Origin of the sequence: Sphingomonas sp. IC-11, assembly GCF_021043365.1 — a bacterium.
In the GTDB taxonomy this organism is placed as follows: Bacteria; Pseudomonadota; Alphaproteobacteria; order Sphingomonadales; family Sphingomonadaceae; genus Sphingomonas.
This window is the reverse complement of the sequence record NZ_JAJNDU010000003.1, coordinates 315,839-338,839: the sequence shown is the minus strand read 5'-3', so window position 1 is coordinate 338,839 and position 23,001 is coordinate 315,839. Positions and strand designations below refer to the sequence as shown.

General features: G+C 60.6%; 22 protein-coding genes. 12 read left to right on the top strand and 10 right to left on the bottom strand.

Going from position 1 to position 23,001, the window contains the following annotated elements; genetic code table 11:
- Positions 1 to 321 precede the first annotated feature (321 nt).
- From LQ954_RS12325 to arsH, 5 genes are read left to right on the top strand one after another with little or no spacing between them, the layout of a single operon-like run.
- Positions 322 to 654, top strand: coding sequence for an ArsR/SmtB family transcription factor (locus LQ954_RS12325; protein ID WP_227772530.1), 333 nt, complete (start codon positions 322 to 324; stop codon positions 652 to 654).
- 8 nt (positions 655 to 662) lie between these two features.
- Entirely contained in the window at positions 663 to 1,094 is a 432-nt protein-coding gene (gene arsC / locus LQ954_RS12320) for an arsenate reductase (glutaredoxin) (protein WP_227772531.1), read from the top strand.
- Positions 1,091 to 2,152: an ACR3 family arsenite efflux transporter gene (gene arsB / locus LQ954_RS12315; protein ID WP_227772532.1), complete on the top strand. Its 1,062-nt coding sequence runs from the start codon at positions 1,091 to 1,093 to the stop codon at positions 2,150 to 2,152. The genes arsC and arsB overlap by 4 nt, the downstream gene beginning before the upstream one ends.
- Complete coding sequence (locus LQ954_RS12310; protein WP_227772533.1) at positions 2,149 to 2,583, top strand: GNAT family N-acetyltransferase; 435 nt, start codon at positions 2,149 to 2,151, stop codon at positions 2,581 to 2,583. Before arsB ends, LQ954_RS12310 begins: the two co-directional genes overlap by 4 nt.
- Positions 2,580 to 3,320 carry an arsenical resistance protein ArsH gene (gene arsH, locus LQ954_RS12305; protein WP_227772534.1) on the top strand — a complete coding sequence of 247 codons (741 nt, stop codon included), beginning with the start codon at positions 2,580 to 2,582 and terminating at the stop codon, positions 3,318 to 3,320. Before LQ954_RS12310 ends, arsH begins: the two co-directional genes overlap by 4 nt.
- Positions 3,321 to 3,685: 365 nt before the next feature.
- Here arsH and LQ954_RS12300 read toward each other — a convergent pair whose 3' ends face one another.
- The 4 genes from LQ954_RS12300 to LQ954_RS12285 form a co-directional block, all read right to left on the bottom strand.
- Positions 3,686 to 6,250, bottom strand: coding sequence for a DEAD/DEAH box helicase (locus LQ954_RS12300; protein WP_231023386.1), 2,565 nt, complete (start codon positions 6,248 to 6,250; stop codon positions 3,686 to 3,688).
- Positions 6,247 to 7,296: a HamA C-terminal domain-containing protein gene (locus LQ954_RS12295; protein WP_231023406.1), complete on the bottom strand. Its 1,050-nt coding sequence runs from the start codon at positions 7,294 to 7,296 to the stop codon at positions 6,247 to 6,249. The genes LQ954_RS12300 and LQ954_RS12295 overlap by 4 nt, the downstream gene beginning before the upstream one ends.
- 508 nt (positions 7,297 to 7,804) lie before the next feature.
- A complete protein-coding gene (locus LQ954_RS12290; protein WP_231023385.1) occupies positions 7,805 to 8,671 on the bottom strand; it encodes a hypothetical protein in 867 nt (288 codons plus the stop codon).
- Between the two features lie 23 nt (positions 8,672 to 8,694).
- The gene (locus LQ954_RS12285; protein ID WP_231023384.1) at positions 8,695 to 9,477 is read right to left on the bottom strand and encodes a hypothetical protein; all 783 of its coding nucleotides are present in this window, start codon (positions 9,475 to 9,477) and stop codon (positions 8,695 to 8,697) included.
- Positions 9,478 to 9,671: 194 nt separating this feature from the next.
- Between LQ954_RS12285 and LQ954_RS12280 the strand changes: the two genes are divergently transcribed.
- The gene (locus LQ954_RS12280) at positions 9,672 to 9,986 is read left to right on the top strand and encodes a helix-turn-helix domain-containing protein (RefSeq protein WP_231023382.1); all 315 of its coding nucleotides are present in this window, start codon (positions 9,672 to 9,674) and stop codon (positions 9,984 to 9,986) included.
- Here LQ954_RS12280 and LQ954_RS12275 read toward each other — a convergent pair.
- From LQ954_RS12275 to LQ954_RS12265, 3 genes are all read right to left on the bottom strand, one after another.
- Entirely contained in the window at positions 9,958 to 10,311 is a 354-nt protein-coding gene (locus LQ954_RS12275) for a DUF3768 domain-containing protein (protein WP_231023381.1), read from the bottom strand. The two genes, LQ954_RS12280 and LQ954_RS12275, sit on opposite strands and share 29 nt — an antisense overlap.
- A gap of 43 nt (positions 10,312 to 10,354) precedes the next feature.
- Positions 10,355 to 10,840 carry a hypothetical protein gene (locus LQ954_RS12270; protein WP_231023380.1) on the bottom strand — a complete coding sequence of 162 codons (486 nt, stop codon included), beginning with the start codon at positions 10,838 to 10,840 and terminating at the stop codon, positions 10,355 to 10,357.
- A gap of 138 nt (positions 10,841 to 10,978) precedes the next feature.
- Complete coding sequence (locus LQ954_RS12265; RefSeq protein WP_330999974.1) at positions 10,979 to 11,593, bottom strand: site-specific integrase; 615 nt, start codon at positions 11,591 to 11,593, stop codon at positions 10,979 to 10,981.
- 145 nt (positions 11,594 to 11,738) lie between these two features.
- On the opposite strand from LQ954_RS12265, the gene LQ954_RS12260 reads away from it, so the two are divergent.
- The 6 genes from LQ954_RS12260 (at position 11,739) to LQ954_RS12235 (ending at position 20,642) form a co-directional block, all read left to right on the top strand.
- Positions 11,739 to 12,662 carry a hypothetical protein gene (locus LQ954_RS12260; RefSeq protein ID WP_231023378.1) on the top strand — a complete coding sequence of 308 codons (924 nt, stop codon included), beginning with the start codon at positions 11,739 to 11,741 and terminating at the stop codon, positions 12,660 to 12,662.
- Positions 12,663 to 14,092: 1,430 nt separating this feature from the next.
- Positions 14,093 to 15,229 (top strand): hypothetical protein, encoded by a 1,137-nt coding sequence (locus tag LQ954_RS12255; RefSeq protein WP_231023377.1) that lies wholly within the window; start codon positions 14,093 to 14,095, stop codon positions 15,227 to 15,229.
- A 671-nt stretch (positions 15,230 to 15,900) separates the two neighbouring features.
- Positions 15,901 to 17,265, top strand: coding sequence for a TolC family protein (locus tag LQ954_RS12250; protein ID WP_231023376.1), 1,365 nt, complete (start codon positions 15,901 to 15,903; stop codon positions 17,263 to 17,265).
- Complete coding sequence (locus LQ954_RS12245) at positions 17,262 to 18,362, top strand: HlyD family secretion protein (protein ID WP_231023375.1); 1,101 nt, start codon at positions 17,262 to 17,264, stop codon at positions 18,360 to 18,362. The genes LQ954_RS12250 and LQ954_RS12245 overlap by 4 nt, the downstream gene beginning before the upstream one ends.
- 40 nt (positions 18,363 to 18,402) lie before the next feature.
- Positions 18,403 to 19,533 (top strand): ABC transporter permease, encoded by a 1,131-nt coding sequence (locus LQ954_RS12240; RefSeq protein ID WP_231023374.1) that lies wholly within the window; start codon positions 18,403 to 18,405, stop codon positions 19,531 to 19,533.
- Positions 19,530 to 20,642, top strand: a complete 1,113-nt coding sequence (locus LQ954_RS12235) for an ABC transporter permease (RefSeq protein WP_231023373.1) — start codon at positions 19,530 to 19,532, stop codon at positions 20,640 to 20,642. The genes LQ954_RS12240 and LQ954_RS12235 overlap by 4 nt, the downstream gene beginning before the upstream one ends.
- 724 nt (positions 20,643 to 21,366) lie before the next feature.
- Here the strand turns inward: LQ954_RS12235 and LQ954_RS12230 are convergent.
- The 3 genes from LQ954_RS12230 to LQ954_RS12220 all read right to left on the bottom strand — a co-directional run bounded on the left by LQ954_RS12230 (position 21,367) and on the right by LQ954_RS12220 (position 22,993).
- Complete coding sequence (locus LQ954_RS12230; protein WP_231023372.1) at positions 21,367 to 21,873, bottom strand: DUF305 domain-containing protein; 507 nt, start codon at positions 21,871 to 21,873, stop codon at positions 21,367 to 21,369.
- A gap of 69 nt (positions 21,874 to 21,942) precedes the next feature.
- A complete protein-coding gene (locus LQ954_RS12225; RefSeq protein WP_231023370.1) occupies positions 21,943 to 22,488 on the bottom strand; it encodes a c-type cytochrome in 546 nt (181 codons plus the stop codon).
- Positions 22,489 to 22,552: 64 nt separating this feature from the next.
- Positions 22,553 to 22,993, bottom strand: coding sequence for a DUF411 domain-containing protein (locus LQ954_RS12220; RefSeq protein WP_231023368.1), 441 nt, complete (start codon positions 22,991 to 22,993; stop codon positions 22,553 to 22,555).
- Between the last annotated feature and the right edge of the window lie 8 nt (positions 22,994 to 23,001).

Here is a 23,001-nt window from a genome sequence, read left to right as displayed (position 1 = left end):
GCCGTCAAAACGTCCAACGCACCTGAAGCCACTATGGGCGCAAACGTCGGCAGCTTGATCCTGATATTGTCGGGCGAGAAAAGCCAATTGCCAGCCATTGGAGAACGGCGGCTCCGCGCGCCGGACGTACGGCAACTTACGGGATCGGCGCCGCGGCCATGGAATGCCTCAAATTGAGCGCACTGCTGCCGCCGTCGGTCAGCACGCCAGGCACGGCCGCTTCCGACCAGATCCGGTCTTCCGTGACGAGGCGGCAAAGGCGGGCTTCTGGAAAAGTCAGACGCTCTTTGATTAAATCCATATATCGATTATTATGGATGTATGGGCAACGATTCAGCCATAACCGCTCTTGGCGCGCTCGCGCAGGGCACGCGCCTCGATGCATTCCGCCTGCTGGTCCGTCACGAGCCTGAGGGCCTGGCCGCCGGCGAAGTCGCCAAGGCGCTCGACGTGCCGCAGAACACAATGTCGGTGCATCTCGCGACGCTGGCGCGCGCCGGTCTGGTCCGATCCGAGCGGCGCAGCCGCATCATCAACTATCGCGCCGATCTCGACCAGTTGAAGGCGCTGACCGTGTTCCTCGTAAAAGACTGTTGCGGCGGGAAGGCGGAGGTTTGTGCGCCGCTAATCGCCGAGCTTAACCCCTGCTGCTGAGGGCCGCCATGACGGTTGATATCATAATCTATCACAACCCCGAGTGCGGTACGTCGCGCAACACGCTGGCGATGATCCAGAACGCTGGCATCGAGCCGCACGTGATCGAGTATCTGAAGACGCCGCCCAACCGCTCGCGTCTCGTTTCGCTGATCGCGCTCATGGGCATCACGCCCCGCGCGCTGCTGCGCGATAAGGGCACGCCCTATGCCGAGCTTGGCCTGGGCGACGCGACGCTGAGCGATGGCCAGCTCATCGACGCAATGATCGAGCATCCGATCCTCATCAACCGGCCGATCGTCGTCTCGCCGCTTGGTGTGAAGCTGTGCCGTCCCTCGGAAGAGGTGCTAGACCTGCTGCCGGCTCGGCAGCGCGGTGCTTTCACCAAGGAAGATGGCGAGAAGGTCATCGACGACGCAGGCAACAGGATCGGCGGGTGACCATCGCCACTCCGGCCAAGCCGGCGATCAGCACATTCGAGCGCTATCTCAGCCTCTGGGTAGCGCTGTGCATCGTGGTCGGGATCGCGCTCGGCTACGCGCTGCCGGGTCTGTTCGGCGCGATCGCCACAGCTGAGGTGGCGCGGGTCAACCTCGTGGTCGCGGTGCTCATCTGGCTGATGATCATCCCGATGCTGCTCAAGATCGACCTTCGCGCGCTCGGCTCGATCCGCCAGCACTGGAAGGGCGTTGGGGTCACCCTGTTCATCAACTGGGCGGTGAAGCCCTTTTCGATGGCGCTGCTCGGTACGCTGTTCTTGGGTTGGCTGTTTCGGCCTCTGCTGCCAGCAAGCGACGTCAGCTCCTATATCGCCGGCCTGATCCTGCTGGCTGCCGCCCCGTGCACGGCGATGGTGTTCGTCTGGTCCAACCTCTGCGAGGGCGAGCCAACCTACACGCTGAGCCAGGTCGCGTTGAACGACGTGATCATGGTGTTCGCGTTCGCACCGCTGGTCGGCCTGCTACTTGGCGTCGCCTCGATCACCGTGCCGTGGGATACGCTGCTGATCTCGGTGATACTCTACATCGCGGTGCCGGTGATAGTCGCGCAGATCGTCCGCAGCGCGGCGATTGCCTCGGGCGGCCAGGCCGCGCTGGATCGGCTACTAGCCCGGCTCGGGCCCGTCTCGCTGCTGGCGCTGCTCACCACCCTCGTGCTGCTGTTCGGCTTCCAGGGCGAGGCGATCATCGCCCATCCGCTGGTCATCGCATTGATTGCGGTGCCGATCCTCATCCAGGTCTATTTCAACGCAGGGCTCGCCTACTGGCTGAGCCGCCGGATCGGGGTGGCGTGGTGCGTGGCGGCGCCCGCCGCGCTGATCGGTGCCTCCAACTTCTTCGAGCTAGCGGTCGCCGCCGCGATTAGCCTGTTCGGGCTCAACTCGGGCGCGGCGCTGGCGACGGTCGTCGGCGTGCTGGTCGAGGTGCCGGTGATGCTGTCAGTCGTCGCGATCGTGAAGCGGACGCGGCCCTGGTACGAAGCGAGAGCGACGGCATGACCCAGATCTATTTCGCGGAGGCTCGGCATTCCGATGATGTCTTGCGGCTCGCGCTCGGCGCCGCGCAGCTCCCAACCGACGATCTCGGCGGTCCCGACCAGATGTTCTTCAGCCTGTTCGACGATGAGGGGCTGATCGGGTTCATCGGTCTGGAAGGCAACGGCGCTGACCGGCTGCTCCGCTCGTTGGTCGTGCTGCCAAGCCGGCGCGGCAAAGGATATGGCCGCATGCTGGTCGAGCGCCTTGAAGGCGTCACCGATGGTGCGGTCGAGCGGCTGCACCTCCTCACCAATGGTAGCGCCGAGTTCTTCCGAGGGCTTGGTTATGTCGACGCCGATCGCGACGCCGCGCCGGCGTTCATCACCGCGACCGCGCAGTTCACATCGCTGTGCGGTCCACGCGCGACCTATCTCGTCAAGGACCTTGGATGACCCGTCTCCGCGCGCTGACCGATCCCGATCATCTCCCCGCGCTTGATAGGGGCATTGTGATCACCCGGCCGGGTGCGGGCCTCGGCGACGATCAGCCGCCGCCGCGCATACTGCTGCTTTACGGGTCGCTGCGCGAACGCTCGTTCAGCCGGTTCGCGGCCGAGGAAGCCGCTCGACTGCTGATCCTATTCGGCGCGGAGGTGCGGATATTCGATCCTAGCGACCTGCCGCTCCCCGATCAGGTGAAGGGCGACGATCATCCCGCCGTCCATGAGTTGCGCCAGCATGCGCTGTGGTCTGAAGGGATGGTCTGGTGCAGCCCCGAGCGACATGGCCAGATCACCGGCATCATGAAGACGCAGATCGACCACCTGCCGCTGGAATTCGGCGGCATGCGACCAACCCAGGGTCGCACGCTTGCGGTCATGCAAGTGTCGGGCGGCTCGCAGTCGTTCAACGCGGTCAACACACTGCGATTGCTCGGCCGCTGGATGCGCATGATTACCATTCCCAACCAATCGAGCGTGGCGATGGCGTTCAAGGAGTTTGACGAAGCAGGCCGCATGCGACCATCGAGCTACTATGACCGGATCGTCGACGTGATGGAGGAGCTGGTCCGGTTCACGATCGTGACTCGCAGCCACGCCGCACAGCTCGTTGATCGCTATTCCGAACGGAAGGCCGCACAGGCGAAGCGTGACGCCGCGGCCGATCTTGCCTCCCGAGCTGTCGGCTGATGGACCCGAGTTGTTCGCCACTCAGACGTTAAATGCCCGCTTATCCTGAAAACAGCCATTCCGCCTTACCCGTCCGAATGGCAGCTGAGTCCACATATTCGGCCACCGCGGTCGATCGGCTAGCATGTCCGCTTTCAGGCGATCGTCAGGCGATCCGCTATGACTGATATTGGGGCGCATTCCCGACCGGCAGCTGATGCCAGTACCTGCCCAGCTGCTTGTGGGCCGGTTGCTGACCGACTGCTTTGGGACGAAAAGACGCGGGAAGCGTACCTATGTTTTGCCGGCGCCAACCTGCACCGCCGCTGGCAGACGAACTCGCATCCCTGACCAATTTCCACTTGCTCGCTTCGTCCACGTGGTCCTCAGACGTTTTGAAGCACTCGTCTAAGTTCACCAGCCACGTAAGGCGATAGCCCTGCTGTCTCGGGTGTCAGCCGGGAGAGGAAGCGTCGCGCTGATCCAAAATCCATATCCCTGTTGATCGTCAGGCCAGACAGGATGTGCGCCGTATGGCGAGAGAGACCGAGGCTGATAAACTGGATCATCGTTTGCGATGCTGCCCCAAGCTCCAGATACAGGGTCAACGCCGGTATCTTTGCGACGTGAGAAGCGTGTCCGGTTGCGATCAGGGCCTCTTTCAGCACAGCTCCGTAGCAGCCCAGCATGTTCACATATTTGAACCGGAGGCTGCTCTCGACATCCGTCAGCACCTCTCGGATGACCGTCCGGCTGGACCGGTTCTTTCCCTGCTTCTTATGGTACTTGATCGCCTCCTCGATGATCATCGGCAGCGGCTCACCGCGCATCCAGCGAAGAGCCAAAGGAGCCCAGTACCGATGATGCTGGCCGCTCTTCAGCTCAAGATACTTGTGAACGCGGGCAAAAACCGGTCGCAGCTTGTCGAGCACTTCCTTCCACTCCCCGCTCGGATGCAGCGGGATCAGATAGTCGGGACCTTTTTTCCCGATCTTCTCGAACATGTAATCATAGAGTTCTTGCTGTCGGTACCCCGAAATCTGCGGGCTCGCCGCCAGCGTTTCCACGTTCAAACCGATCTGATTGTCAGCGATCTCCAAAGCGGAGGTGATGCTCGCCCGTGTCTGCGGCGACAATCCGCTGAGGCGGTCAAGGGTGTCGTCAAGCTGCCCCTGCCGATGATCGCGCAGGAGCTTTGAGAAGGCGGCTTCCAGATGTGGAGACTCGCCCGATGGACGGTCCGTCGCCGCTATATATTCCAGCAGCTCGGCCGACGTGTCGGTCAGGGTGACCTCAAGCGACGGCTTGATGGGCTCATCCTTTGGCCCGGAGAGCGGACTCGATTCCCATTCATCGTAATCGACGAGAAAGACGTTCCCTTGGAAGTCCTTGCCGAGGCGACCGGCACGTCCCGCGAGGTTCCAGAAATCGACGGGTTCGATCGGGTTCTCTTCCCCCTTATGGGGGTTCTGCATGAACACGTTGCGCGCGGGCAGATTAACGCCCTGCAGCAACGTGCTTGTGCAGACGATGTAGTCGAGATGCCCGTCAGCAAAGGCACTCTCAACCGCGCTCCTCAGCAACGGAGGGATGCGGCCGTAGTGAAAGCCGACGCCGCCCTCCACGGTTTCAGCAAGCACGTAGCTCGGATGGACCGCCTCTTTCGCAAAAGCAGTCAGGTCCTTGCGAACCTGTACCGATAGCTCACCGGGTCCGGAGGAAGGCACCACTTCAGCAACCGCTGGATCTTGCGACAGCTCTTTGATCTTGAACGCGATATCCTCGCATGCCGCAGGCCCGACAGCGTAAACGAGGCTTTGAGAGGCGTTTCCAAGAGCCCAGCTCAGATACACGAGCCCATCATGGGAATTGTAGATCGGGATCGCAGCATCGATCTCCGTGAGCGGGGTCTTCTCGCCGTCCCGCCACAGCAGCATATCGATCTTCTTATCGTCGCCCGCTCTGCGGTTCAGCAGAATGATGTTCTGGGCGACGGGGGAGTCTTTGGTCTTGACCACCTTGACGCTCTCGCGACCGACCACCGTGCCGAAGACGGCCGGTTCTCGAACTTGCGGGGACGAGAACAGGAACTGCATGTCGGGGTGACGTCGTTGCAGATCCTGCAAGACTGAATGCAGCACCACTCCCCGGGAGCCCTCGCCGATAAGATGCGCCTCATCGACGATCGCCACGTCGAAGCTGAGTTCAGGAGCCGTATGAAACAGCACCTGGAGCCGTTCCGGCGTGAGCACATAGATCGGCGTACCTAGGACAGTCGGCGCTGCCGGTATCGGCACCGTCGTCACCTCAAACGCCTTATCGAGGCTTGCTGCGCGCAAATCCGTGGCAACTTGGCTAATCAGGGCGCGGCTCGGCACAATATAGACCAGGTTGGCGTTCGGGCGCGTTCGCTTGAGCTGCTCGATATACGCCAGGAACACGAACGACTTGCCCGCCGAGGTGGGCGCGGAAAGCGCCAGCGAGGAGCCAAACGCCAGGGCCTCCCAGACCGCCCGCTGCATGTCGGTAAGGACGGCGCTGCGCTCGCCAATGCGCACGGTATTGTCCAGCTGACGGCCGAGGATCTCGTAAAAGACCCCTTCAGTGAGCGTCCGTGGCTCCGATTCCCCTTTGAACGCGAATTTGATCGCGGGATAATTTCCAAGACGTGCCAGGATAAGTCTGGACGCACCCCTGATCCCGGCGAGAGTTTCGCTATAGGCTAGGGATCCGACACTGATGCGATAGGCCAGCTGCCGCCATTCCGCTTCTTCAGATTGCGCAAATATCGTGGCGCTTTGAAGAAGCCGCCGCAAGACTTCCTCTTCAAGCGCGGGGCCGTCAGCGAAGCCCGCGCCGCTCAAAATCGATTGACGCAGTATGGCCTCATAGTCGGCCGCGAAGCGGGGATCGCCGCTAATCGTTTCACAAAGCTCGTCCACGAAACTCATGCCGCCACTCCGAGCTTCTCATAGAAGGCCGCCCTGAAGACCTTGAGAGACGGGAACGGCAGAAGGAAGAGATGAAGGTTCGTGGTGACCGGCAGGCGCTTGCCGTAGTGGCGTTCGATCACGCGGCAGGCGCTGCCGATCCTCTTCTTGTACTTCTCCTCGAATGCCGAGGCGACTTTGTCGGGTTCAAGCGCGAGGATGCGGTTGTAAGCGGCGTATTCAAAGCCAAGCAGGCATGCGTGAACAATACGCTTTTGCAGCGTCAGCTTCGACGTTGAGTACGGGTTGATATAGTCCGCGATCTTCGCCCGAAACGCCGGGTCCAAGCTGTTGAGGTCGGACAGGTTGTTCAGGATTTCAATCTCACGAGAGATCTGACCGGCATTCGCCAAGAGCTCGGCCATGGAGATGAACGCAGCGTCAGCCGCTGACGAGAAACTCTGGTATATTTTGGACTCGCCAAAATAGATGGTCAGCATATCTTTGGCTTCGTCATAGCCAAGATGGATGCCATCGGTGCCGTGCACGGGCATGTTGTTATTAGTTTTCAGGTACATCTTTGAGACAAGGCGCGGAGCTTTTAGCACCCATTCCAGTAAAGCATATAGAATTAGCTCTCCCGGCTCCCCGCCGGACTCGAGTTGATTCTTCGCTTTGATAAATAAGCTCTTCGCATCGTCGCCAAGTCTGACGATGCGGTGATAATCGAGAACGGGGTCAATCCCCTGTAGCGCATCCCGGATCTTGCTCTTTGGCAGGCAGTACGGGATCAGGCAGTCGTAAAGGTACTCGACGAATTCCTGAACCGTGGGGACGCCATCAGCGAAGGTGATGTAGTGAAAGCTACCGGTGAGCCGGTGCATTCCAGACGTCCAGTCGAACGGGACCTCTTTAAGGCGGATGCCGAGACCCGCGTGGTCCTTCAGAAGCGCGATCATCGCGCCAGCGAGAGCCACTTGGTCCGTCGCCGACGCAGTTTCCCCTTCGACTGCTGTTACGTCAGTGCTGGCCAAGTTCACCCCTTCTCGAGCAGGATAGGTCAACACCAAGTTTGAATCTATGGCTTTTCAACCGGCACTTACGCCGCCCAATCATCTTCGTGATCGATCATTAGCCGGGCCCGCAGTCGAGCGAGTCTGTCACCTTCGCAGGGTGCCCCCTGACGCAAGTGACCGAACTGGTCGACGGGGCCGTATTGGCTGAAACCGCAGCACTTTGATCCCTAATCCTGTTAACCTCTCCATGTGAGGGAACGGCGGCTATCGTGGAGGCGGGCGGCGGCATGGACGTCCGGGTTTGGGGCGCGTAGCTGCCGCGCGGCTCTTTCTGAACGAACGGCCGCCTAGGTGCACATGGCGCTTTCAAGCAGTCGAATTATGATTACAAACTGCGTGCTTATTCGTTGGAACGGCACGTCGGCCAACTCCGTGGCCGACGACTTTAGGCTGGCAGGTTTGAAGCAAAGAATAGACCGGTGTGGCCGAAAGCGCCCTGGTCGAGCGCTCGTTCAACAGCACTTCAATCCGCTGCTGCTGCAAGCGCCACATCTCTAATCTAACCGCCATAGATGTCCTCAACGGTGCCGACGCAGCGAACGAAACGATCGCTGCCCCGGCGCATAACGTTGGCCGACAGCTGAGCCACTGCCTGCGTGTCGGTACCACCTTCGAAACGGAAAGCGTCCTCCGTAGAGACGTTTGTCAGCTGAAGAACCTTGTCCTTTAGAGCCCAACGCGCTCGATACATCGTCGAGTGCTCGTTTCCGCTCGGAGTGGTGTACATGAACATGGAGCGATAACGGCCGTTGGCATCAAAAGAGACAATCGTCGCGGTGTTTCCGTTGAGCCGGTACAGCGGAAGAGCGTTGAAGTCGCCACAGACGGTACGACCATCCTCGCCGCCTCTCGGTGCAGATACCCAGCTGCCAACAAGCCAATTGGTCGTTTTCGGAGCAAGGCGGCGTTGGTTCTCTTGCAAAATTGCGGAATATGGCCGCCCGTTGACCGTGAAACGGCCTATCAAGGCTGTCTGTTCCTCACTTCCATCTAGATGGTCTGGAAGGTCCTCGAGCGAAATCGTGTAGCCCGCGGATGTGGGGGCAACGCGAAAGGTAAACTGCGTGATTGCTGTCACGTACGCCATCATCGATGCTGACGTCCCGGCTTTCGACAGGCGGTAAGACGCTTGGCAAATGATATAACCCGGACCCTGGGTTATCATGGTGGATGACAGCACCTGGCCGAACTTACCATCTGCACCGATGATGACGCGGCTGAATGCGTAGTTCTGTGACCAGCTGCCGATCAGCTCAGCTACGGCTTGGCCGACACGCTGGTCTCTGCAGATGGCCGCGGTCGAGGCATCAAAGGACGTTTCCATACTGGGCGATGCTAACGCGAGCGCGAGCGTCCATGTTTCCATCGGCGTTCTTCCTCATGAGATCATCAGTGCGGGGCAAATCGGTCTTCATCGCTTGGGGCAACGCCAGGGTCATCGCCCGCGGGCGGATCAATCAGGCTCAGAGGCTCGCTTTCCTGTGGTGGTGGAGCCCGCTCGGCGCGTTCTGCGTCAACGCGGGCGCGAGGACGGTCTGTGATGGCAGCAACGAGCGCTGCAAGATCCCAAAGCGGCATGTCAAAGTACAAGACCGGTGGCTGAGCGGGGTCGACGGCAGCCCGAAGCTTGAAGGTGATCGGCGTGAGATCGTCAGCCCCGTCACCATACCGAAGGTTTGCATCGCAGGTGAGCTCGTGAACATCTGAACGAATGTCGCTTGCGGTCACCTCGGTTAAATCGATGCGGGCTAGCTCCTGGATCTGCGCTCTTCGCGCGTCTCCATCGTCGTTCCTGGGTAAGATGCGTTCTCGGATGTTTGCTGCCACGTCAGGGTGGCCGCAAGCGCGAGCGTCGTCTCTTTGAACCAGCTCCGCGAGCGACGGTACCTCTTCGGCTACAAGGTCACTCGCGACATTTTCGTCTGACACGGCGCCGACATTACCATCGGTGCTCGTAGACTCCGGCGCGGGGGAAGCGACGCACATCACAATCAGCAGCAGGAGCACGGCTGCGAAGCTCTTGAGGCCGTAGCTCAAGCAGCCACGGTGTCCAGACAACGGCGGCGCCGGTGGTGCCGGCGCGGCCTGCCAATTCTCGATTTCTACAAACTCGGCATCTTGAATGTCGTCATCGCGCCGCGGCGCCGGTCCGCCCAGCTGGCCATTGCTCATCGACTATGCCCTCCGTCTAGATGGCGGCGCACGCCTGCGTGTGGGTACTGAGTTGGCGCTGGATCTTTGCATAACGCAGCGGAAGGCCACCGTGCGTTTTGCAGTCCTCTCTCGATCAACAGTGGCAGCATTCGTCCCCCCTCTTCGACACCGTAGGCCATAAGCATCCTTTCGTTGTAGAGTATACTCCGTGGTTGTTTGCGCGGCGGCTTGATCAAACCAGCGCGGTGCTGCTCCGCTCTACCCTCGCGAAGAACCTGCAGCGGCTACGCCGCGAGCGAGACCTGTCGCAGGAGGCCCTTGCTGATCGCGTCGGGATCGATCGAACTTACGTCAGCGCGCTCGAACGTCAGGTCTACTCCGCGACCATCGACATGGTTGAGCGTCTGGCGGCTGCATTGGCCGTGGAGCCTGTCGAATTGCTGGCGCCCAGCTCGGTCGTCACGCAGGATCCGGAGACCGGCGCCATAAACGTTCAGCTTAGAGGTCGGCGGCGACCATTACGGTGAGCACACGGCGGCTGATCGTATCGTCAGCTGGATCAGGCGACCCGAACTCCAGGTTTGTGTCGTAGCAGTCTATTTTCCAGAAGAACGCTTCGTCACCGACCTGAACGCTCCCGAAATCGTGCTCGCCCCATGGATCATTGTCGGCGGTGAAACCGTCAAAGCTGCGAACTACCGTCAGCAATGCTTCGAGCACCGGCGGCGGCAGCTCGGCGACGGCGCGCGTCAGCATCGTCTTGCCGCCTAAACCGGTCGTTCGTAGATGGTCGTTGAGTGCGCGGATGCGCGCGGTGCGCTGGGCATCAGTCATCTCGTCGCGGCAATCCATGCCGACGTTCCTTTCTTCGTTGCTGTTGGATGGCAGTTTGAGGCTAACCCGATCGGTGAACCGCGATCCGGAAGAGGCTGTTTGGTGGGATCTGGTAGTATCCGTCGCGCAGGCCGCAGCTTGATTTGCGGATGAACCGCAAACCGCTGCTATCGAACAGCTGTAAAGCCTTGGCGGTGGCGCCTGCAATCACCGTGTGGTGCTCGAGACCGCCGGTGAGGGTGACAAGCACGGGCATACCGCCAGTGAGACTGTCCTCAGTCCAGGCGAGCACATCGTGGATTGATGATGGTGGCGTGCTGGGTCGGTCCACCGTGATCTGGCAGTTGCTGGTGCTGACGAGCTTAGCGAGGCGTCGAGTGAGTGCCAGCCGCCGCTGTATGACCATCCCCTCCATGATAGCCTTGTCGAGGCCCCGCTTGCGGTGCAGGTAATCGATTCCTTCGGCGAACAGCGCTTTGCATCGAGCCTGAGACAGGGGTTTATCATCCGCGAGCGCAAGCCGCAGCGCGTTGATGGCGTCGTACAAGCCGCACAAGCCATCGAGGTTGCCTTGGGCGAAGGGCTCTAACCGTTGCCGCGCTGTGATCTCTGGGACGGCGCGGCTGCTGGATGGGGGTGTTTGATGGGGTGAGAAGGGTGCCTGGTTGACGCCCCCGCCCACTGGTTAGACCAACCCGCTCAGACGGCGCTGGATCGCGCGGTCGCCTTGAATGTAACCCTCGGTCGTGGCGAGGCTACGACGCCCGGCGAGTTCCTGTACATCGCGCAAGCTGCCGCCGACCTCAGCGAGCGATCGAGCAGTGATCGTAATCATGGTCCGCCGGCCGCTGTGCGATGAGCAACCGTGGAACTCAAACTCTGGGAACTGGGCGGCGAACCGATTGGCGAAACTCTTGGCCGACATGTGCCCGCCACGTTCCGATCGGCGGACTGCCCCCCTCTTGAGCCGACGCTGCTCGGCATGAAGCACCTTGATTGCAGCGCGCACTTCGGAATGACTAGGTATGCGGCGCCCATTGCCCTTCTTAGCGATATGCCGGCCAACATCGATGCTGGCGGATAGACGACCGCTGACTTCGCTCACCATCAACCATCCGAGCTCGGCGATCTCTCCGGCACGATGACCTGATGCAGATGACAAGAGCGCAGTCACCTCGTTGCGATTTGGATGACGTTCGGCACACACGTGGTCAATTAGCTTTTGCTGATCGAGGGCAGGGATGAGTCTGGCACACTTGGAAGTGATGGTTGACGATGAACGGCTAACTGGCAGAGACACAATCCTTATCGTACTAAAGACTCTAAGTGCTTAGCGCAATGAATCATTTATTAGCTGATTTGCTTACACAAGTAAAGTCAATCATGCTCAGACGTATCATGATGCACAGACCAACAGTCCACAATGTCATACCCAAGGATTTCTTATGCGCTTTGTCACTGTAAGCCGGGATCGCGATGTTTGGGTTCGAGCAATAGAATCGACGAATATTATATGTCACAAATACGGCTTGGATAACGCATCCGCGCTCGATAAGCTTTTATCGCTGATCACTCATGGGCAAGTCGAAGTTGCCGTCGAGGCTGTGGTGCAAGAAGCAGACCTTGGAACACTCGACCCTGACGATCTCTGGCGCGAAGCTTTGAGATATCCTCAACAAGCCGATGAAGTGTATATCGAGTTTCCCGCAATGAAAGACGGTCTTCTTGTACTTCCTTCCCGATATTTCTCTGCCAGTGAGTGGACGATTGCACCGGAGCAAACCAGACTGTCGGAAGGACAGATGGTGGCTCGCCGGCAAGCTATATACAAGCAGAAGAAGCCCGGTCGGGTTCGACCGCAGAGCGGGCTCAAAGCGATCATCAAGCCCCGGCCGCTAACCCCTCACGAAAAGAAGGTTCAAGCCTATCTCGCAGCAAAAAGGGCGGAGATTGATGCACCGCTCGAAGCGGCATTTCTAAGAAGAACTGTCTTCGGGCTGCATGTGCGAGCTGAACAAATCGGAACATTAAGAGGCCTGGCAGCCGCCACTTTTCACTCAGATCGAAGCGATGACGAAGTCGGAAGCGCAGCTGGAGAGAATCATCCCGTAGTTAAGCAGAACACGGCCACAGGGCCCCGCCTGGCCCGTAAGAAAAGATATCAGGATGCATTCAATCTCGTCTTAGATAATATGATGATCGGCGACACGAGACTATTTTTTCCTATAAAATTAGCAAAGGCCCAGATAGCTGATTTTCTCCAGGAGAAAACGTCATACCAGCCGGACACCAAAGCAGCACGTCGAGCTGCGCTGCGCGATGCTGAAAAGCTGATTGATCTATACAAATCACATATCAAAAAAGTATAAACAATGGATCTTAGCGCACATTCTAGGTCAGGCTAATAGCTTCTCCCACGTGCATAGTATTCGAACTCAAGAGGTGACTTGCGCATGCATATGGCGCCTCATGAATAGATGGCATGTCTATGATAAGGACTTCGCCGGAGGAGGTCCGACGCAAACAGCTGACCGATAAAGAGCTGCGCAAACGTCACGGCTGATCAATCGAGCAAGCACCATCGGCGGGACTCGGTCGGCGCGGTGCAGACCAGCGACAAGCTTGGTCGCCTGCCCGGTCCGCGCGCCACCGCGAAGCGCCCCCCCCCCTTGCGCAGGCCGCAACGGCGTAGGTTGACTGCGCAGCCAGCGTTGATCCGCTTGTCCATATGTGGACTTCTTTGTCTGACTTGGACCGTCTTTGACCGAATTTGTCACCCGCCTTGCCGACAAGCATCGGCGCCGGTTTGCTTGACCTTGGCTGCAGTGAGCGGTCTCATTGAGGTAAAGGCAGTGAGCAAGCCCTTCAACTTTCGTACCCGAGTGATCCCGGCTGAGCACGGGAACCAGATCCGACAGGTCCTAAGTAGTACCTGGGACCGTTTTCACGAGCTCGCACTCGGTATTCAGCCGGCCGGCGAGCTAGAGCCCAGCGACATAATGGTCTTGGTGAGCAAGCGATACGTCGCAACGATGTTGATGATGTCGCAACGTGAGATTGACGAAGCGCTCAACGTTGGCGCTCTTGAGACAACGAACACTCAAAACAGACGTTGCGCCACCGGTCATTCCTCCATTGACATCCGGAACGTCCTAAACTTCATCGAGCGGACTCACACTCGAAGCTCTTCTGTAGAGGATGTGTACCGGAGAGGGGCCGAGTTAAATGACTTGTATTCTCGATAGATCTCTAGAGCACATGTGCAACTAAGGATCGCGTAGTTAACATATTCTATAAAGTTCTATTTTTGGGATGATAAAATGATTATGAGCAGGAAACTCGCATCTTCGACCGCAGGATCACCTTCTTATGCCACAGGGGACGAAGCTGAACCCTTGCTCGCGACGATCAGGGAGACGTGCATACTTCTCAGGTGCGGCAAATCAAAGGTATTTGAGCTCTGCAAGGACAATACGTTGGAGCGCCGCAAGATTGGACGGTCTACGAGGGTGACGATGGCGAGCATCCGCAAGATCGCTGGAGCTGCGTGATGCTAGGTCGGAAAACCGACCCTCCATAACGCTCAGCTGCGACAAAGACGCAGGTATCACCAACTCTGAACCAAGAATTTAATCTCTAGCTGATCAGTACGGCTAACCAGATCAATCATCAACGCGGCAGTGACGCGCTGTCGTAGTGTTCATTTCCAACAATCCAGCATAGCCGACAGGCCACCTTCAGCGGTTCTACGCCGCCGGAGACGATCGTTTGCATGCTCAACGCATGAAAGAAATAATTAATGAAGCGACCATCACCGCCTCCCCACCGACCGAAAACATTTTCTAAACCGAAGCGTAAAATCGGTGGCAACGCTCTTCAGCGTTCAACTCGCAATCCCAAGGGAAATAAGATCCTCCTCCACATCGAAAGCGTGGTTGCTGATGCCAGCAACGGTCCTGAACCTAATGATAGCGTGTACCGAGGACTCTACGGTTGTAACACTCCGCAGGAGATCGAGACCTTACGCGATGAATGGTCTTTTAAGTTCAACGGTAAAGCGCGCCGCGCCTTGCCGAAGAAATTTCCACCGCAAAAGCGAGCCACCATCGAGGCGCTGCTCACCAGCGTTGGGTCCACAGGCGCTCCCATCCTTACCAACGAGCAAATGTGTCGTGAGGCGGCCAACATGCTAGCTGCGAGCTTGATCTCCCAAGTGCGGAATAATGCCGAGATTGAGGTTGGTATGATTACCTTCATCTCCGGCGACGATTCCAGCTCGCACTTGAACCCGACCATCAACTTATATGGCTCGCTGAAGCGAATGAAGAAAGTTGTTGGCCTTATCCGCCCCGACTTCCTCCTGGGGGCGTTCGAGCTCGCTCTGTTCAACAGCCACGGCCATCCAGATGGCGGGCAGGTGCTCCAGGGGCACGGTCACGCGATCATTGCTGGAAAGCCTGGATTGCTCAGGCGAGCCGAGCAGGTCGCAATCAAGCAGAAGCACCGGTTCACACCGAATATAACTGGGGCCAAGGCCATCGACATCAAGCGGGTCGACACGTCTGAGATCAACCTCGCGCGTGTTGCCAACTACCTGTTCAAGCCGCCGTACAAGTGCATGAACTGGAATCCGGGCAAGGACGGCAAGCCCGGGCACATGAACGGCAGCGAGAAAGGAGATCGCTACATCCGATACCTCCGGCTCGCGCAGATCCGCACCATGATGCGGTTCGAGGACACATTGTTCGCGAGCGGCACGGGCGTGAAGCTGCGGGGTGAGATCGTCTCGTTCCTCCGCGGTCTGGCTAAAAAAGAGGGAGCACACGGCACCGCCGTCTTACACCCAGACGCAATTGCCAGTTTCTGGGCGGCCATCATGCCAGAGCTACCCCGAAGCAAACAATGGAACCTGCCGATCATCAAGACTCGGCATTGATGCCGGCGCGGGGGGCGAGCACGATACGCTTCGCCCCCGCGCGACCCACACTTTTCAGAAGTTCACCGCGGAGCGGGTCTGCGCTGTCGTAAGAGGGTTCGCCGATCAGACCCAGTTCCAGACGTTGTGGTATGCCAGCCACCGGTCCGGAACCGGACATTCGTTCATTGAGGCCAACGACGGCAGCTAGGCGCCCAATCTCGGTCATCCGACCGATCCGCCGTCGATCCCGGAAGCCGCCATTCGTTCATCTCGCCAATTACGGGGTCCTGGACGGCCGAAGTTGGGACTTACCCGCCATTCAGAAGCGCACGAAGAACGGCGGCTTTCGGCAGGAGCGGACGTTCGATAATTTGCCGATGTCATCCCCCGAAACAAGCAAGATCTGGTCGATTGCTGTCCAGAAGCACGCGGCAGAACAACGTGAGAAGCTGATGTCTATCTTTCAATGTTCATTCAGAAATGCGCCTCTCATCCAAGTCGAGTTTCACCCCAATCCATTTTTCAAAAGAGAAGGAACGGACTGAATCCGGGATAATGCCCTCGGCGCGCATCAGAATGAACCGATCATTCAGCTTCCTACCAGTCGTGCGGAGCGTACCACATGCGAAATAACTTTACACGGATAAAAATCGGCATCAATCCGGCCGGCGTAGCTGGATATACTGCCGATGCGTTTTTTTCCATGGTCGATGCTCTGCATTGTGGCTTTCGCCTCACCGGCGTTTACGCAGGACGTGCTGCCGCTTCCGCTTGATTATGGTGCTGCGCAAGAGCGGCTGCTCCACCGATCCGACGCGATCGAGGCTTCTGCCGCGAACATACGCAGCAAGGAAGCACAGGAAGGAGCGACCCGGACGCTCGGCCGCCCCGATATCGATATCGAGGCGCAACTGCTGGAATATCAAAAGACGCTCTATCTGCCTCTCGGCTCGCTGGCACCTGTGGCGGAAGCCTTCGGCATCCCCGATCCGCTGAAGTTCAGGCAGGAACGCACCAGTACACGGCCGATCGTCACGGCCACGTTGCCAATCTACGCCGGCGGGCAGATCAGTGGCACGCAGGCCGGCGCACGCGCCCAGGTCGCGCAGGCAAAGGCGGATCGGGACATTGCGATCGACGATGCGCTCGTCCAGCTTGTCCAGGCCTATTACGGGCAACAGCTTGCCGAACGAGCGCTTGGCATCCGCCGCGATGTGCTCGATGGCCTCGAGCGGCACGTTGCCGACGCGGTGAAGCTCGAACAGGCACGCTTCATCAGTCGCGCGCAACGCTTGCAGGCTGAGGTCGCGCGCGACGACGCGGCGCGCGACTATGCACAGGCGATTTCCGATCTTGCCACCGCCAATGCCGCGCTCGCCGGGATACTGCGCGCGCCGGCGGGGGTGCGCCCAATCAGTCCGCTCGGGGTCGATTCGCGGCCACTCGCGCCGCTCGCCACGTTCAAGGCCGCCGCGCTGGACACACATCCCCAGCTCGCCCGGTTGCGGGCGCTGGAGGACCAGGCGGAGGCCGGCGTGAAAATCCAGCAATCAAAGCTCCGGCCGACCATCTACGGCTTTGGGCAATATAATTTCGACCGACGCAATTCACTGCTCACGGATCCCGATTGGTCGATCGGCGTCGGCTTGAAATACAAGCTCATCTCCGGCGCGGGCCGGCAGCAGCAGGTGGAGGCCGCGCGCGCGACAGTGGAGCAGGCCGACGCCGGGCTGCGCGAGGCGCGCACCCAGCTCGATATCGGCGTGACCAAGGCGTGGAATGACGTGGAGGCGGCGCGTAAACGGTTCCTGCTCCTCGACAGTGCGCTGGTCTCGGCGGACGAGAATGTGCGTCTCCAGACCCTATCCTATCGCGAGCAACAAGCGACGTCGCTCGACGTTGTCGACGCGCAACTCGGGCGCGGCCGGGCCCGCATTCAGCGCGCACAGGCGGCGAATGACTATGTGCAAGCGCTCGCCCGGTTACTCAGCATGAGCGGGCAGATCGACCGGATGCCGGAATTTCTCTCGCGGGCCGACAAGGTGATCCCATGACCGAACCCACGCAAGACGACGCGCCCCCGCCTGTCGAGGCCCCCGTGCCCGCCGCCATTCCCGCCGACGCACCCGCACCATCCGACGCGCCAGCACCCGCTGCCCCGCCCGCGCCCACCACGCACGGTCGGCCGATGGTGATCATCGCGGCGATTATCGTGACGGCACTGCTCGCGCTTGGTCTGTGGCTCAGCTACCGCCCCGCGCCCGATCAGCTTCAGGGCATGGTCGATGCGCGCGCACTTCGGATCAGTAGCAAGGTGACCGGGCGGATCGCCGCCTTCCACGTCGAGGAGGGCCAGCCGGTGAAGGCAGGGCAATTGCTCTACACAATCGCCAGCCCCGAAGTTGCCGCCAAGTCCGAACAAGCGGGCGGCGCGCTCGTGGCGGCGCAGGCGGTGGAGAGCAAGGCGGACGAAGGTGCGCGGCCAGAAGATATCCGCGCGGCGGAGGCACAGTGGCGCCGCGCAAAGGCCGCCGCCGAGCTCGCCCAGACCACCTATGCACGCACCCAGCAGCTCTATGAACAGGGTGTGCTCGCCGGTCAGAAAGAGGACGAGGCCCGCACCAATGCCGTCGCCTCCGCCGAACAGGCCAAGGCGGCACGCGCGCAATATGATCTCGCGCTGGCCGGCGCGCGACCGCAGGACAAAAAGGCAGCGAGCGGCCAGGTGCAACAAGCGCGCGGCGCGGTGGCGGAAGTGCAGGCGGCGGCCGACGAAACCCGCGTCATCGCGCCGGCGGATGGCGAAATCGGTAAGCGGCTCGCCCAGCCCGGTGAACTGGTGCCGCAGGGTTTTCCGGTGTTCACGCTCACCGATACCGCCCATCCATGGGTGACGCTGAACGTGCGCGAGGATCAGCTCCACGGCCTCGCCCGCGGCAAAGAACTGAGCGGCACAATCCCCGCGCTTGGCAATCTGCGCGCGCGCTTCCGCGTGATCTATACGGCACCGGCTGGCGACTTTGCGACCTGGCGGGCAACGCGGCAATCGAGCGGCTTCGATATCAAGAGCTTTGAGGTTCGCGTTATGCCCATCGCGCCAATCGTGGCGCTGCGGCCGGGCATGACCGTGCTGTTCGACTGGCCGGCATAACAGGGTGGGGAACGCCTTCGGCAGCGCGCTTCGCCGGGAAATGCGTTTCCTCGCCACCAGTTTCTGGGACCGTGCGCTGGTGATCTGGGTGCCATTGCTGCTGATGGCGGTGGTGGCGATCCAGTTTTCCGCGGGCGTGATGCGCGACCTGCCGATTGCGGTGGTCGATCTGGACGGCACCGCCGTCGCGCGTGAACTGACCCGCCGGCTCGATGCGGCGCCGGGGCTGCGTGTCGTGGCGCAGGTGCCAGATATGCAGGCGGCCGAACGGATCGTACGCTCCAACCGCGCCTATGCAGTCGTGCTGATCCCGGCGGATACCGAGCGCGCGGTGCTGCGCGGGACGACCGGCAGCATCACCACCTTTTACAACGCCAGTTATTCGACCGCTTCGGGGGCAGCCCTGCGCGAGATTGGCGCGGTCGTGCAGGCCTATGCCGCAACGCTCGGCACCGAGCAGGCCGCCGCTCTCGCCGGGCCCGGCCAGGTGCGCCGGCCGCCGGTTGCCGCGCAGAGCACCATCCTGTTCAATCCGCAGAGCAGCTACGAACTGCAACTCGTGGCGCTGATCCACCCCGCGCTGCTGCACCTGATCTTCATGGTTGCCGTCGCGAGCGCACTGGGCCGCGAGTTACGCGACGGCACGATCGGCGCATGGATCGGCGGAGAGGATCGGCGGAGGGCGATCGCCGCGGTGGCGGGCAAGTTGACGCCATATCTGGCAATTTTCACCGGCTGGGGATTGCTGGCCACCGGCTATCTCGCCGGGCTGCGCGGCTGGCCGGTCGCGGGCAGCGTGATTCTGCTGCTCATCGGCTATGTCGCCATGTACCTCGCCTATATCGGCGTGACCTTGCTGATCGTCGGCCTCACCTTGTCGATGGGCAGGACGTTATCGATCGCCGGGCTTTACGCGGGCGCCTCCTTCGCCTTTGCGGGCGCGATTTTCCCGATCGAATCCGCCTCCAGCTTCGCCCGGATCTGGAGTGCGCTCCTGCCCTATTCGGCATTCGCCAAGCTGCTGTCGGAACAATGGACCATGGGCGCGCCCGCGATGAAATCTGCCGGGCAGCTGCTCGCTATGCTCGCCTTCCTGATCGTCGGCACAGGCATCGGGCTGCCGCTTTACCTGGCGGCTGCACGCCGACCGCAAACCTGGGGGCGACGATGATCGGCCGCGCCTTCCTCGCCACCTTCCGCGCAATCTTGGCCGACAGCTCGGCGCTGTTGCTGCTGATCGGGTCGTGCCTTCTTTATTCCTTCTTCTACCCCACCGCTTATTCCGGCGAGGTGCCGGTGCGGATGCCGGTGGCGGTGGTCGATCTGGATCATAGCGCCACCAGCCGATCGCTGGAGACCCGGCTCGGCGCGTTGCAACAGGCGGAAGTGGTCGCGCGGCTCCCGTCCCCCGCCGTCGCGCTACGCTGGCTGGAAGAACGGCGGGTGAGCGCGATCGTGGTGATTCCGCAAGGCTTTGAACAGCGCATCCTGTCCGGCGGTCAAGGGACCGTCGCGCTCTATGGCAACGGCGCCTATCTGCTGCGCAGTTCGACCGCGCTTGCCGGCATTGGTGCGGCATTGGGAGAGATCGGACGCGATGCTGCGGTTGCCCAGGCGATGGCCAGCGGGGCGCCGGCCGCCGCCCCGCTGGCGATGATCCAGCGCCCCTTGTTCAACACCCGCGAGGGCTACGGCAGCACGATCTTTCCCGGTGTCGCCTTTCTCATCATCCAGCAGACCTTGTTGATGGGGCTCACCGTGCTTGCCGCAACGATGCGAGAGCGCCAGGGAACGCTCAGCTTCGCGCCACGCACCCTGCTCGGCATCGCGCTGGCCTTTCTCGTCATCGGGTGCGCGGACATCGCCTATTTCACTGGTTTCGTCTTCTGGTTTCAGGATTATCCGCGCGGGGCTGCCGATCCGCTGACGCTGGTCGTGTCCGCAGCGCTGTTCATATCCGCGACGGTCGCCGGCGCGTTGGCGCTCGCCAGCTTTTTCCGCACGCGTGAGCGCCCCATCCAGTTGTGGATCGTCACCTCGGTCCCGATCTTCTTCCTGTCCGGTCTGTCCTGGCCAAGCGAGGCGACGCCGCACTGGCTATCGCTGTTGGCGCGCCTCCTGCCGACGACGCCGGGAATCAAACTGATGGTTGGCGTCAACCAGATGGGCGCAACGCTGGTCGAGCAGCGAGGTGCGTTGATCAATCTCGCGCTGCTAACCATTTTTTACGGTGCGATCGCGGTATCGCGCTATCGCCTGCGGCCTTGCGGAGCGCCATAGCCCGCCGACTGAACATGCCCCCTGTTTGGTAGCGAGCCATTCACATCTCACGGCCGATTTTAAACTTTACGGGCGGACGAGGGACGCTCTGCCGCTGTCGTCTCACGGCCTCTTACCCCTTCGTCTTGGGATCTGACGATCGCTCAGTGACTTGGCTCCAGCCGCGAGCGCGTAATTCCACCTCCTGAATGAATAACTGGTTTCGAGATCATGCCTTCAGAAATTGAAGGACACCGATCGGGCGCTCCGCGACTCTGCGGTTGAACGAAACCCGAACGGCCATTTTTGGCAGGAGCGGTCATTCCACGAGCGTCGGAGAACGACTTGAGTTGGTCGAGAGCGGCCGTGAAGATCTGCCGGATCGAACGGCAGCTATCTCGCTCGGGTGTCCGAAAGTTGCATGTCCGCTGCCGGCCCAGTAGCTGCCATCGTTGCGCCCGGCGCGCTGAACGGCTCGAAGTGGGCCGTTTGCGGACTGGCAGGTTTCGGCATGCGAGGGGCCATAGCTGACATATCTTAAGCCCAAGACAAGCGGAGTTCGGTTCGCTTCGATCAACCGGCGCCCCGCGCAGGATAAACATAACGAATACATTTCGCCGTGTTCACTACGATAGAGATGTCACCAGCCGCTTGTTCCCGTCGATCGCCGCCTCGTGCGCCCTCGGGTGCTACGCCCAGCAATCAGCAAGTGAATCATTGGGACATCGACCGACTCCCTTTCGCCTTAGCGAGTAGCAGCCTGGATCTCGGGCAGCATGTCAGGCGTAACCTCAGCCGATCGGGGCGGCAGCGGCTGGGAGCCGCGCTCACCGTTTTGATCGATGTCTTCGATGAGCAGCTTCATCTCGGCGATCTCGCGGACCTGGCTAGCGATAATCTGGTCGGCCAGCTCGCGAACCCTCGGATCGCTGATGCTGGCTTTGCGCGCGTTGTTGATCGCGATCGAATGGTGCGGGATCATCGATTTCATGAAGCTGACGTCGGAGATGAGCGCCTGGCTGCGGTTAACCAAAAGCAGAGTTATCCCGAGGACGAGCGCGACCGCCAGCACCCCGACCTTGACCGCCATGCCCTTGTACATCGACCACATGAAGCCGAGCATGACCAGCGTCATCACCGCACCCATGACGAGCGACGCGACAAACCGGTTGATGCTGAACATCAGATGCTCGGACGAATAGACAAGCTGATACATCAGAAAGAACATGATGAAGGTCGAGGTCGCGATCATCGCCGCGAACCGGCCCCACGACATGCTGCTCATTTCATGGCCCTGTTCCATCTATCCATCCTCTGCTCGTCAGTGTGAATGTTCTGAGTGATCGGCTTCCGATCCGGTCGCGCCTTCACGATGATCATCGGGCAACGCGGCGTATTGTTCCGGCGTCATCCTCAGCAGTCGCTCGACGAAACCCGCGATGTTCCACAGGGTCTCTTCGTCATGCGAGCCGCCGAACGCGGGCATCGCGGTCATCTTTATGCCGTGCCTGACGATCCAGTAGATTTCATTCGGTCGCCAGTCTGCCGCCGCCTTGGTGAGATTGGGCGGTAACGGAACGAGGCCTTCCGCCCATTCGGCTCGCGTCACACCCGGGCCGCCGTGACATTGCTGGCACATCGCCTTGTACTCGGAGCCGCCAGCGTGGGTCGCCGCGGCGGTGAAACGTTCCTGCTCCGGAACGTCCGCCGCGTGGCTGCGGACAGAGTTTTGCATCGCCGTCCTGAGCACCCAACGGCCGGCTGTCGTGTGTCCCGAACTGGCTGACACGTCGTAGACGCCCGTGTAGGCGACCGCCAATCCGCCGATCGCCAAGGCCAGAAACAACAGCAGCGCTCCCGCGAGCATGTTTCGGTACATCGGGAGGTCCCCTTCGTTTCTCCTTCGGGTCGGCTGCGGAACGAGGCGCCGATCAATGGCGCGCGAATACCCTTTGTCCGTTCTTTCCGAAGGCGACCACGGCATAGGGCTGGGCCTTGACGCCGGCCACTTCCATGCCGGGAGAGCCTATCGGCATGCCCGCCACGGCCAGACCCTTCACGCCTGCCGGGCGCGCCGCGAGCGCGCGCTTGATGTCGGCGATCGGAACGTGCCCCTCGAACGCCATGCCGTCGACGATCGCGGTATGACAGGACGCCAATGCCGCCGGCACACCAAGCCGGCCCTTGAGCGCCGCCCGGTTGGGATCATCGACCATCCTGACGTCGCGATCGAACCCGGCCTTCGCTTGTCGTGCCCACTCTTCGCAACAGCCGCAGCCTGGATCGCGGTGCACGACGATCGGCCCGGCTGCCATAGCGACCATCGGGGTGCCGAACGCCAATGCGAAGGCAAGAAAGCGGAATATCTTCATCATTGATC

Coding starts and splice junctions, on each gene's coding strand:
- LQ954_RS12235 (WP_231023373.1), top strand. CDS start 19,530: ATGATCGGCCGCGCCTTCCTCGCCACCTTCCGCGCAATCTTGGCCGAC.
- LQ954_RS12255 (WP_231023377.1), top strand. CDS start 14,093: ATGAAGCGACCATCACCGCCTCCCCACCGACCGAAAACATTTTCTAAA.
- LQ954_RS12325 (WP_227772530.1), top strand. CDS start 322: ATGGGCAACGATTCAGCCATAACCGCTCTTGGCGCGCTCGCGCAGGGC.
- arsH (WP_227772534.1), top strand. CDS start 2,580: ATGACCCGTCTCCGCGCGCTGACCGATCCCGATCATCTCCCCGCGCTT.
- LQ954_RS12230 (WP_231023372.1), bottom strand. CDS start 21,873: ATGATCGCGACCTCGACCTTCATCATGTTCTTTCTGATGTATCAGCTT.
- LQ954_RS12240 (WP_231023374.1), top strand. CDS start 18,403: ATGCGTTTCCTCGCCACCAGTTTCTGGGACCGTGCGCTGGTGATCTGG.
- LQ954_RS12220 (WP_231023368.1), bottom strand. CDS start 22,993: ATGAAGATATTCCGCTTTCTTGCCTTCGCATTGGCGTTCGGCACCCCG.
- LQ954_RS12260 (WP_231023378.1), top strand. CDS start 11,739: ATGCGCTTTGTCACTGTAAGCCGGGATCGCGATGTTTGGGTTCGAGCA.
- LQ954_RS12225 (WP_231023370.1), bottom strand. CDS start 22,488: ATGCTCGCGGGAGCGCTGCTGTTGTTTCTGGCCTTGGCGATCGGCGGA.
- LQ954_RS12290 (WP_231023385.1), bottom strand. CDS start 8,671: ATGGAAACATGGACGCTCGCGCTCGCGTTAGCATCGCCCAGTATGGAA.
- LQ954_RS12245 (WP_231023375.1), top strand. CDS start 17,262: ATGACCGAACCCACGCAAGACGACGCGCCCCCGCCTGTCGAGGCCCCC.
- LQ954_RS12285 (WP_231023384.1), bottom strand. CDS start 9,477: ATGAGCAATGGCCAGCTGGGCGGACCGGCGCCGCGGCGCGATGACGAC.
- LQ954_RS12310 (WP_227772533.1), top strand. CDS start 2,149: ATGACCCAGATCTATTTCGCGGAGGCTCGGCATTCCGATGATGTCTTG.
- LQ954_RS12275 (WP_231023381.1), bottom strand. CDS start 10,311: ATGGATTGCCGCGACGAGATGACTGATGCCCAGCGCACCGCGCGCATC.
- LQ954_RS12250 (WP_231023376.1), top strand. CDS start 15,901: ATGCGTTTTTTTCCATGGTCGATGCTCTGCATTGTGGCTTTCGCCTCA.
- LQ954_RS12300 (WP_231023386.1), bottom strand. CDS start 6,250: ATGAGTTTCGTGGACGAGCTTTGTGAAACGATTAGCGGCGATCCCCGC.
- arsC (WP_227772531.1), top strand. CDS start 663: ATGACGGTTGATATCATAATCTATCACAACCCCGAGTGCGGTACGTCG.